This window comes from Nostoc sp. MG11 (genome assembly GCF_014904695.1).
Taxonomy (GTDB): Bacteria; Cyanobacteriota; Cyanobacteriia; order Cyanobacteriales; family Nostocaceae; genus Komarekiella.
Genome location: NZ_JACXXN010000031.1, coordinates 57,742 through 67,920 on the forward strand (window position 1 = coordinate 57,742; position 10,179 = coordinate 67,920).

Sequence of the window (10,179 nt, forward strand, 5' to 3'; positions counted from 1 at the left end):
AACAAGCTGATATCTATTGAGGTAAAAAGTGTTAACAGGTTTTTTAGAAGCTGTATTTAATGGTGTTAGTATTGGCGCTGTATTATTAATTGCCGCGTTGGGACTAGCCATTATATTTGGATTGATGGGTGTCATCAATATGGCTCATGGTGAATTGATGATGTTTGGTGCTTATGCAACATTTGTTGTCCAAAATTTATGTAAACAATTAGGTGGATTGTGGTTTGAAGGTTATATATTTTTAGCGTTAATTATCGCTTTTATTTTCACGGCTGCTGTGGGACTAATTCTAGAAAGAGGTGTGATTCGTTATCTCTATGGACGCCCTTTAGAAACTCTATTAGCAACTTGGGGCGTAAGTTTGATTTTTCAGCAGTTTGTTCGCAGCGTGAATTGGGTCTTGGTAATTGGTATTGGACTTTTTTCTCTGCTGTTTTTTGGAGGTTTATGGGTTTTAAATTCCCGTACGAATTTGGGTAGAGTTCGTAACTGGATTGTGGCGGTGATATTGTTATTATCGCTGGGGGTGACAATAGCAACTGGCAATTTATTGAGCCAAACTTATCAGCAAGCAGTAACTCAACCTTGGTTTGGCGCTCAAAATGTGGATGTAACAGCTCCTACTTGGTTACAAGCTGGGATATCGTTGGCTGGTGTGCAATTGCCATTTGCTAGGCTATTTATTATTACTTTGACAATAATTTGTGTGGCAGGAATTTACTTATTTTTGCAACGTTCTAACTGGGGTTTAAGGATTCGGGCTGTCACACAAAATCGGAGTATGAGTGCTTGTTTGGGTATCCCAACTCAAAAAGTTGATGCTATGACTTTTGCACTGGGTTCAGGTTTAGCTGGTGTGGCTGGATGTGCTATCAGTTTGCTCGGTTCTGTGGGCCCAAATACGGGACAGAATTATATTATCGATACTTTTATGGTTGTTGTCGTCGGCGGTGTGGGCAACTTGGCGGGTACTATTGTGGCAGCGTTGGGAATTGGTACAGCTAATTTTTTAATTGGTTCTGGTACTCTGGCTTTGTTGTTAAGTCCTGTTAAACCTTTGGCAGATTTATTTAGTTTTTTTGCTACGACAAGTATGGCGAAGGTGATGGTATTTGCGCTAATTATTGTGTTTTTACAGTGGAAGCCTGGGGGAATTTTTCCGCAAAAGGGCCGTACTGTTGATGTTTAAATGTCACGCAGAGACGCGGAGGCGCAGAGAATGAGAAGGAAGGGAGGAAGGTTACTAATTGAGGTGGGGGTGGTGGTTGCGATCGCACTCATCCTAATATTAATTATGCCAGCGGTGCTTTCGGAGTTTCGTTTGAATTTGCTGGGGCGATTTCTATCTCTGGCGATTGTGGCTTTGGGGATTGATCTGATTTGGGGTTATACTGGTTTATTGAGTTTGGGACATGGAATTTTCTTTGGTTTGGGTGGATATGCGATCGCTATGTACCTAAAGCTGCAAGTCCCGACTGGTGAGTTGCCTGATTTCATGAGTCTTTATGGGGTAACGCAACTTCCCTGGTTTTGGCAACCTTTTTATTCTTTTCCTTTGACAATAGCTGCTGTGGTATTAATTCCAGGGTTATTAGCGGGAATATTGGGATATTTAGTATTTCGTAATCGGCTGAAGGGAGTTTATTTTTCTATCTTGACTCAAGCCGCAACTATTGTATTTTTCAATTTCTTTAATGGTCAACAGCAACTTTTCAATGGTACGAATGGACTGATAGATTTCACAACTTTGTTTGGTGCAACGGTTAGTGATGCAAAAACCCAATTTGTGTTCTACATTCTGACGGTGGTACTTCTCGCAGCCACGTACGGAATTTGTCGCTGGTTGACAAGTGGACGCTTTGGTAGATTATTAATAGCTATTCGTGATGATGAAAGTCGGGTCAGATTTTCTGGCTATGACCCTACAGATTTTAAAGTAGTAGTGTTTGCAGTTTCAGGTGCGATCGCAGGCATAGCAGGAGCATTTTACACTCTCCAAAGTGGTTCTGTATCACCCAGAGCAATGGATATTGCTTTTTCGATTGAAATGGTAATTTGGGTGGCGGTAGGAGGACGTGCTACTTTAATTGGGGCAATTGTTGGAGCTTTGTTAGTAAATTATGCTCGCGCTTTTTTAAGTGAACAATTTGCCGAAATCTGGTTATTTTTCCAAGGCGCACTATTTTTGATAGTCGTCACAGTGCTTCCTGATGGCCTAGTGGGATGGTTGCGTAGTCAAAATATTCCTCTTTTCAACCGTCGTCAACAAATTGCTACATATCCTACTTTGGAAGAAGACGCCCAAGTGCAACATGAACGCCAAAATATTGGAAACTGAAAACGTAACCGTCAGTTTTGACGGCTTTAAAGCACTAAACCAGCTGAACTTTAGCATGGATTTAGGTGAATTGCGGGTAGTAATTGGCCCCAATGGTGCTGGAAAAACAACGTTTCTTGATGTAATTACAGGTAAAGTCCAACCAACCGTTGGGCGAGTCTTATTCAAAGGGAAAAACTTGCGTTCTTTACCTGAACATCAAATTGCGCGGTTAGGAATCGGGCGCAAGTTTCAAACACCTCGAATTTACCTGAACTTAACACCTCGTGAAAATCTAGAAATTACTAGTAACCGCAATAAAAATGCCTTTTCTACTTTGTTTGGGCGTCCTGATGCTGCTGAAAAAAATAGTATTAAAGGGTTATTGGAAACTATCGGTTTAACTCTGAAAGCGGACATTCCAGCAACTTTATTGTCCCACGGAGAAAAGCAACGTTTAGAAATTGGGATGTTAGTAGCACAGTCTCCTGACTTATTACTTGTTGATGAACCAGTTGCCGGTTTAACCGATGAAGAAACCTATAATATTGGTGAATTACTTTTAGCATTAGCACAAAGTCATTCAATTTTAGTAATTGAACATGATATGGAATTTGTGCGTCAAATTGCCCGCAAAGTCACAGTACTGCATGAAGGTTCGGTGCTGTGCGAAGGCAGTTTTGAGGAAGTTCAAAATGACTCCCGCGTTATTGAAGTATATCTGGGACAACAACATGAATAAATCGTCATAATTGAATCCATGTTGAAAACAGTGGTGGCATTGACTGGAATGTTCAAGCGATTTCTGACATCAGGTCAACAACGCACCAAAGTAGGCATTGAGCGGTTTGCTGCCGAAATTGGTATTGCACCGGGGATTGTAGTCGGCAGACTTCAGCATGATGGAATTTTACCACCTAGCCATTGCAACGATCTAAAGCGCCGATTTGAGTGGATATAAGATGCTAAAAATCTCTAACCTTAACGTTTACTACGGTGAAAGCCACATTCTACGTGATGTAGATTTAAATGTACCCTCTGGGCAAATGGTGTGTTTAATTGGACGCAATGGCGTAGGTAAAACAACCATGCTCAAAACAATTATAGGGTTACTCAAACCCCGTAGCGGTACAATTAACCTTGCTGGGGAATTAATTAACTCCAAATCTCCAGACAAAAGGGCAAAAATGGGAATTGGTTATGTTCCCCAAGGTCGAGAAATTATACCGCGTTTGACTGTAAAAGAAAATCTGTTGTTGGGGTTAGAAGCTAGAAGGAAGCAAGTAAAAAAAGCAGAAATTCCAGAGGAAGTTTTTAGCTTATTTCCTGTACTAAAAACTATGCTTTCGCGGATGGGTGGTGATTTGAGTGGTGGACAGCAGCAACAACTGGCGATCGCACGTGCTTTAATGGGACAACCCCAATTACTCGTACTGGATGAACCTACCGAAGGTATTCAACCCTCCATTATCCTAGAAATTGAAGCCGCAGTCCGTCGCATCATCGAAACCACAGGTATTTCTGTTTTATTGGTAGAGCAACACTTGCACTTTGTCCGTCAGGCTGATTACTATTACGCTATGCAAAAAGGTGGGATTGTCGCCTCTGGTTCAACTGATGAACTCAGCCAAGATGTGATTCAAAGGTTTTTAGCGGTTTAATTTCTGGAATTACATCAATCGCATCTGAAGCAATCAAGTTTGCTGCTTCTTGTAAAAGCTCATTTTGTTCTTTTTGAATAGCCTCTAAGCGATTAGAAATTTCTGCTAAGCGTTGCTGTTTATCTTTGTAAATTGTTAGAGAATTAACAGGTAGTAAAGCTAGAATATTATCAGTTTTTTTATTATCTTTAATTCTTTGAACAGCAAAATTGCCAACTTTATTTAAAGAGAGAAAGCTAAATTTAATAAATGCCTGAATTAATTTTAATGGTACTTGGAGGATCGACCAACTAGCTGTTTCAATCAAACGTACAATTGCCTTGATAATGCTCCAAAGTAAAGACAGTCCGAAAAGCAGGATTAATAAACTAATAATTGGGTGATTAGCCGCCCAAGCTAGTATTTGAACTAACTTAAAAAATCCAGGATGTTGTGTTAGCCAATCACTCGCAGAAGAAGCGATGCCTTCGGCGAGCTTCGCTGACGCAGTTGTAACTGCTCCCGATGTTGTATTCTTAATTTGCTCAGTTGTTTGCCAACTTTGTTCTAAGGTTGTTGTAACTGTATTAATTGCTCTGTCGCTCGTTGTAGTTGCAGTTTCCTTTAAGGATTCACCAACTTGCTGTGCTGAGTTAGTTATTGAGTTAACACTTTGATTGACAATTGCTTTCGCTGTTTGCAAACGTTGCCAAACTTCTTCGGGCAAATTTAGGTCTATTTGCAGTGTCATACTAAACCTCCAGCACTAATCAACAAATTTCTCCGTTTTAGTTTTGGCAAGCGATCACCAACGCTCAAAATTCAAACCACTCAACCGAGGTTGGCGCAGCCCACCGTAGCGTATTGGCGTCGAGCGTAGATGCCCACCAGAAGGCTTGTCAAAGACATCCCAACTTCGGGCGATCAGAATTTCGGTGTCCTTGACTCTGGACTGCCAACCACGAAAATAAGCGCAATTTGTAAGCGCATTAGCTTATTTAATCAGGCGACGTTAGCAAATAGCTCCCCAAAACTCTTAGAGGTAGCATCTGGTTTAGCAACAACCTCAACAATTTTATTACCTGCGGCTGGTTCAAATAGCGCCTCAACGCAAACTTGAGCGACTTTTTCCCTAGGAATACTACCGTCGAACAATGTATCAGCACTCTGCATCACAATGGGATTGGAGTTATCTTCATTCTTCAACCTACCAGGTCGCACAATCGTATATGTAAGACCACTTTTCTGGATGTACTCCTCAGCTTGCTTTTTCCAGACCAGAATCAGCCAAAACAAGTTCAGCGGATGGAACAATTGAGAAGTACACAAAGAAGAAACAAACACAAAATGCTTAATTCCTTTTGCCTTAGCAGCATCTACTAAATTTTTAGTACCTTCAAAATCTACCTTGTAGGGGCCAGTGGGGTCAAAGCTAGGTTGTGCGCCAGTAGCACACAGCAGGACTGTACTGTCTCCCAAAGCAGCAGTCAGACTTTCTGGTTGTAACACGTCACCTATCACTAATTCTGTCTCTAGAGGTAGAATACCTCTAGCTTTCTCCGTATCCCTTACCAAGGCTCGAACGGGAATATTCCGTGCTATTAGCTGTTGCACAATCCGGCGACCTGTTTCACCTGTTGCTCCTGCTACAAATGCTTTCATGATCAACGCTATCCTGGGAAACTAATGTGTGCTTGTTCAGTTCTTTAATTTTAGTAATTCTATGGAGTTGATGGCAGATTATTGAGGTTTCCGTCAAAATGGGATATTAGTGCGAAACGATCCAAGTAAGCTGGGAATTATTAATATAGACAAACGCCAAAATAAATATATACATTACTGCATTTATGCTTTCGACAAACGGCGAATATCAATCTTTAGAAATAACAAAAGCAGTTTTACCTGTGGTATCTAGCCAACCAGAAGTTGAGAATGCATTAACAGAAGCAAATGTAGCGACGCTAACAAAATTTTACGGTCGTTATCAAGATTTTATGGAAATGCCTGCTCCAGCACATCAGGTGGCCGAGTATCTTAATGCTCACGCCTCATGGTTTTCACGCTGCGCTGAACCTATGAAGGTGCAACCACTGGGAAAAAACGGCTACGCTTTAGTAATTGGTCGTTTTGCTTCTTTTGGTTATGAAGTAGAACCGAAAATTGGTTTAGAATTATTACCTCCAGAAGAGGGTATTTACCGCATCCGTACAATTCCTGTTCCTGACTACCAACCCCCTGGTTATGACGTAGACTACCGGGCAGCGCTACAGTTAATAGAAAACGTGGTAGATGATGTTTACACCAGTGATAGTCAGGTTACACGAGTTGAATGGGAATTGGATTTGGTAGTAGATCTTCACTTTCCCAGGTTTATTCAGCGATTACCCAAGTCTTTAATTCAATCTACAGGCGATCGCTTACTTAATCAAATAGTCCGCCAAGTCTCCCGCCGCTTAACTCGCAAAGTTCAGGAAGATTTTCATAACTTCTTGGGAATACCTTTTTCTGTTAATTCCAACAAAAAGCGGTGAGTCAACGGTTAAGAGTAGAGACGCGATTAATGGCGTCTCTACAAGAGTCAAGAGTCAAAAAACTTTTGACTTTTGACTTTTGACTCTTAATTACTTACTACGCCTGAGTGAGAAGTTTTTGGACAATTTGCACGCCAGATATAGCCTGCCAAACGAAAAGCCCTAAAAGTACAAAATTCAGCAGAATATGAGTTGCACGTGCCCAATTTGCCCCTTTTTGCATATAAGGAGACAGGGAAGCAGAAAATGCAATCAGACCTGTCATGCCTAGCCCTGCTAGCAGGTGAGGCCCCACAAACAACTTACCATTATTGATGTAAGTTACAGCCATACCACCGATCGCACCTGCCACCATAAAAGCTAAAAGTATAGACCCGATTTGGTAGTGTTTAACGGTATATCTACCTTTGATCAGTTCTTTCTTTTCTTCACCCTGAGCATTTCTGGTACGCTGTACTTGTAGCCCCAAGTAGGCAGCATAAAATGAGAGCGCCAATAGCACCCACATCATCACTGGGTGAAAGAAGTTCAACCCATATTTAACCGATGGAGAAAGTTCCAAACTCATCGTATCCTTGCCCAAGTATTAAATCTTCATAAAAATTAGCATAACTCTATTTTCTGTGCTTAAAGTTGCACACAGTAAAAGAGAATAAGCAAAATCTTGCTCCCCCCCGCTTCCCCTGCCCCGGTTGCTGAGCGAAGTCGAAGCACTGCCCCTCTGCTCCCCTGCTATTTTGTTTCATCCCTCTTGCAAAAGTGGATAAACAATCTCAGACTAAATTTTGAGGGTAGACGAACAAAACTCGCTTGTGCGAGATTTCATCCATGACTGAAAACAACGATACTTTGCTGTTGAACGCTGCTAAAAGTGGTGATATCAAGCGGCTGTGTGCATTACTAACTGCTGGTACTAAAGTAGACGCGTGCGATCGCAATGGTACTACAGCGTTAATGTTTGCTGCCAATTTAGGTTACACCGAAATTGTGCGATCGCTGCTGGACGCTGGGGCAAATATTAACTTGCCCAGAAAACTCTATGGTTTGACTGCTTTGATGTTAGCAGTTAGTGCTAAACAGCTTGACATTGTGCAGCTTTTAGTCTCCAGAGGTGCTGAGGTGAATGCTACTAATGAAGATGGCAGCACAGCTTTGATGGCAGCAGTACTCAAAGGTTATGTCGATGTGGTGAGAGTATTATTGGCTGCTGGTGCTCAAGTGAATATCGCAGATAAAGATGATGATACTGCTTTAAAACTAGCAGTTAAGCAGGGAAATATAGAAGTACTTCAAGCAATACTCCAAACTGGTGCAGACGTTAATATTCAAGATGAAGAGGGTGAGACGCCCTTAATGGTAGCAGCAGACTTGGGACATTTAGAGGTTGTACAAGCACTGCTAGAAGTTGGGGCTGACGTGAATATGAGAAACTCCAGTGGTGGAACTGCGTTGTTTGCCGCTGCCGCCGCGGGACATAGTGCGATCGCAAATGCTTTACTAGATCGAGATGCCGAGATTAATCTCCAAGACCAAGACGGTGAGACTGCCCTACACATTGCCGTTGTAGAAGGCTACGTTAACATGGTGCAAGCGCTACTTAACCGAGGTGCGGATGTGCAAATTAGAAACCGCCTGGGTGATACACCACTGCTCGTAGCAGCGTTACAGGGACACAGCCAAATTGTTGAGGCACTGCTGCGTTCTGGAGGGAATATTAATGAAAAAAACCTCGGTGAGATACCTTTGACGCTGGCGGTAGCGCAGGGTCACGCCAAAACAGTTAAGCTGCTGCTAGAGTATGGTGCTAACCCTAACACTCCAGGAGATGACGGCAAAACTGCTTTAATCAAAGCAGCGACAGGTAACTACACAGAAGTAATAAAATTACTGCTGACAAAGGGTGCAGATGTGAATTTTCAGGACTCAGCGGGGGCGACAGCGTTGATGTGGGCTGCCTCAGCTGGTTATAGTGAGGCTGTGCAGATACTACTCCAAGCTGGGGCAGGTATGAATTTGAAAAACCGAGGAGGTTATACTGCTTTGATGATTGCCGAATTTAATGGATATAGGAACGTAGTACGGAGTTTGCAAAAAGCTGGAGCACAGGAATAGCCTCTTGTCTACGCACATATCCCGAAAACTTATTCCATTGCAGAGCGGAACGCGGGAGCAGGGAAGAAGCTTTGAAATGCAGACTGACGAGCAGGTAAAGGTTCTGGGGCATCATCCCAAAGGCTTTTGTAGTAGAAGAAGGCTATGCCCAAACCACGTTCTTGGGCTGCCCGCACTTGGGACTTAATTTGTTGCATGGGAACTCGATTATTTTGTAACCCTGCCATAATTCCAACTCCAGTTGGAATCATTTTCTGAGCTTCTTTAATTTCTGGGCGAGAAATTTTAGCGATAAAACTTTGGAGATTGGGACGATAAATTTGCACAATTAGCTCATCTACAATATTGAGCCGCATCCAAGCAAGCCAGTCTTGCAGTTGAAATTTGTAAGCAAAGTCGTAGTAATTAGGAGAAATGGAGAAGATTGCTTGGGGTTTTACGGCTTTCACAGCCTGATTGAGTTTTACCATAAACGCCGTGATTTTATCTGCCCGCCAGCGCATCCATGCTTGGTCTTGAGGATTGGTGGGAGGATTATTTTTGGTTTCTTGGGTGTATAAATTAACCGTGTATTGATCGTAGCCAAATTCGTAGGGCAAACTCATGTGATCATCAAACTGAATACCATCAGCGTCATATTGGCTGACGATTTCCAGCACGAGATTGCTGATAAACTGCTGTACTTCTGGATGAAAAGGATTGAGCCACATCACTTCACCCGCAGCGCTAATTGAAGTTTGGCTACCATCTGGCTTTTGCGTGAACCAATCTGGATGATTTAACGCTAGTTCTGATGTTGGGGGAGCCATGAAACCAAACTCAAACCAGGGAATTACGAGTAATCCCTGACGATGAGCTTGGGTAATCAAGTCTGCGAGAATATCATGTCCATCTGCACCTCGCAATACAAATGGTTGGATACCTGCACGTTGTGCCACAGCGCTGGGATACATCGCATAGCCAGAATTCCACACCACAGAATAAATAGTATTGAAATTTAGCCGCCGCAGTTGGCTCACGGCATCCTGAACTTTGTCGCGATCTTTGAGAGTGTCAAAATCATTGTTGGTCATCCAAACCCCGCGAATTTCCTGACGGGGTAACTGCGCGATCGCAGGCGTAAAATTATCAACTAGCAATACTATGACGAACGATATCAAAACCAGGAGCGGGAAAAAACACTTGAGTAGTGTCTTGTAATGGAATCCTCTCACCATATAGTCTACAGGCATTGAAGCTTATTAAAAGATTGGTGAATTGGTTAGTCATTCATTCCCTGAGCATCCGTTGCATTAGATAAATTGCAACAGACTTAGCACAGTGGGAAAGTTGACGTGGTTAGTAAATAAATTGTGCCAACTGTAGATTCAGCGTGAATGCTAATGAGTTTAGCGATCACGCCCTGAAATATCTCACAATTTGCTAGGCTTTGCTTTCAATTTGGCTCTAATACCGTGGAGCTACTGTTACTACGTGCGATCTCAATCCCATTCATAAGTAAACCTAATACATGCTATCAGCTTTACAAACCTTAAAAGCTTGATTAACTTTTGTAAAGTAGTGTAAATTACTATCACAG

The 10,179-nt window shown here is 42.3% G+C and carries 11 protein-coding genes; 7 read left to right on the forward strand and 4 right to left on the reverse strand.

The window, feature by feature from the left end; all coding sequences use genetic code 11:
• The first annotated feature begins 28 nt into the window (after positions 1 to 28).
• From HCR01_RS27985 to urtE, 5 genes are read left to right on the forward strand one after another with little or no spacing between them, the layout of a single operon-like run.
• Positions 29 to 1,189 carry an ABC transporter permease subunit gene (locus HCR01_RS27985; protein WP_193199294.1) on the forward strand — a complete coding sequence of 387 codons (1,161 nt, stop codon included), beginning with the start codon at positions 29 to 31 and terminating at the stop codon, positions 1,187 to 1,189.
• Positions 1,190 to 1,219: 30 nt separating this feature from the next.
• Complete coding sequence (gene urtC, locus HCR01_RS27990) at positions 1,220 to 2,338, forward strand: urea ABC transporter permease subunit UrtC (RefSeq protein ID WP_193199295.1); 1,119 nt, start codon at positions 1,220 to 1,222, stop codon at positions 2,336 to 2,338.
• Entirely contained in the window at positions 2,313 to 3,059 is a 747-nt protein-coding gene (urtD, locus tag HCR01_RS27995) for an urea ABC transporter ATP-binding protein UrtD (RefSeq protein ID WP_193199296.1), read from the forward strand. The genes urtC and urtD overlap by 26 nt, the downstream gene beginning before the upstream one ends.
• 18 nt (positions 3,060 to 3,077) lie before the next feature.
• The gene (locus tag HCR01_RS28000) at positions 3,078 to 3,278 is read left to right on the forward strand and encodes a hypothetical protein (protein ID WP_226889680.1); all 201 of its coding nucleotides are present in this window, start codon (positions 3,078 to 3,080) and stop codon (positions 3,276 to 3,278) included.
• Between the two features lies 1 nt (position 3,279).
• Entirely contained in the window at positions 3,280 to 3,978 is a 699-nt protein-coding gene (urtE, locus tag HCR01_RS28005; protein ID WP_193199297.1) for an urea ABC transporter ATP-binding subunit UrtE, read from the forward strand.
• On the opposite strand, the gene HCR01_RS28010 is transcribed toward urtE, so the two are convergent.
• Together HCR01_RS28010 and HCR01_RS28015 are read right to left on the reverse strand one after the other, a co-directional pair.
• On the reverse strand, positions 3,941 to 4,708 hold the full coding sequence (locus HCR01_RS28010) for a hypothetical protein (RefSeq protein WP_193199298.1): 768 nt from the start codon (positions 4,706 to 4,708) through the stop codon (positions 3,941 to 3,943). The genes urtE and HCR01_RS28010 overlap by 38 nt on opposite strands.
• Before the next feature lie 251 nt (positions 4,709 to 4,959).
• Positions 4,960 to 5,619, reverse strand: a complete 660-nt coding sequence (locus HCR01_RS28015; RefSeq protein WP_193199299.1) for an SDR family oxidoreductase — start codon at positions 5,617 to 5,619, stop codon at positions 4,960 to 4,962.
• A gap of 185 nt (positions 5,620 to 5,804) precedes the next feature.
• On the opposite strand from HCR01_RS28015, the gene HCR01_RS28020 reads away from it, so the two are divergent.
• Positions 5,805 to 6,488: a DUF1997 domain-containing protein gene (locus HCR01_RS28020; protein WP_193199300.1), complete on the forward strand. Its 684-nt coding sequence runs from the start codon at positions 5,805 to 5,807 to the stop codon at positions 6,486 to 6,488.
• A gap of 97 nt (positions 6,489 to 6,585) precedes the next feature.
• Here the strand turns inward: HCR01_RS28020 and HCR01_RS28025 are convergent, their stop codons facing one another.
• Positions 6,586 to 7,056: a DUF4079 domain-containing protein gene (locus tag HCR01_RS28025; protein WP_193199301.1), complete on the reverse strand. Its 471-nt coding sequence runs from the start codon at positions 7,054 to 7,056 to the stop codon at positions 6,586 to 6,588.
• Between the two features lie 260 nt (positions 7,057 to 7,316).
• On the opposite strand from HCR01_RS28025, the gene HCR01_RS28030 reads away from it, so the two are divergent.
• Complete coding sequence (locus tag HCR01_RS28030) at positions 7,317 to 8,600, forward strand: ankyrin repeat domain-containing protein (protein WP_193199302.1); 1,284 nt, start codon at positions 7,317 to 7,319, stop codon at positions 8,598 to 8,600.
• Between the two features lie 29 nt (positions 8,601 to 8,629).
• Here HCR01_RS28030 and HCR01_RS28035 read toward each other — a convergent pair whose 3' ends face one another.
• Positions 8,630 to 9,832: a glycoside hydrolase family 10 protein gene (locus HCR01_RS28035; protein ID WP_193199303.1), complete on the reverse strand. Its 1,203-nt coding sequence runs from the start codon at positions 9,830 to 9,832 to the stop codon at positions 8,630 to 8,632.
• Between the last annotated feature and the right edge of the window lie 347 nt (positions 9,833 to 10,179).